Raw genomic sequence first — 486 nt, forward strand, 5'->3', positions numbered from 1 at the left:
GGCACCGTGCAGACAGCGTATTTGGCCAATAAGCGAGCAGCCATCGCAATCCTGGACGCTGGGTGCGGAACAGGTCTCGTTGGCGTGGAACTGAAACGCCTCGGCTTCCAGGTGATCGACGGGATCGACCTTTCGGAGGAGATGGCCGAAGAGGCCCGGAAAACTGGTGTCTACCGGAATGTTCAGGGCAATGTAGACCTAAACGGACCGCTCTCCGACTACTCCAGTGCGACCTACGATATCACGGTTTGCTGTGGCGTCTTCACGCTCGGGCACATCCGACCGGACGCACTGCGCGAACTGGCTCGCGTCACGCGTCCCAACGGGTTCATCATCGCAAGCACCCGCAAAAGCTATGCGGAGGCCACATCCTTTGAAGATGAGGTACGTCATCTGGAGGATGCGGGCCTGCTTGTGACGACCCAGCGTCTAAACGATGGCAAATACATCGCGGAGGAGGGCGCACACTACTGGGTCTTCCAGGTA

At 58.8% G+C, this 486-nt stretch carries 1 protein-coding gene; it reads left to right on the plus strand.

All coding sequences use genetic code 11. The features are described 5' to 3' along the window. Nucleotides 1–6: 6 nt before the first annotated feature. Nucleotides 7–486: class I SAM-dependent DNA methyltransferase (locus tag AC0L2D_RS31815; protein WP_473544117.1), on the plus strand; the 480-nt coding region annotated here is incomplete at its 3' end.

Source organism: Mesorhizobium sp. WSM4833 (assembly GCF_055811095.1).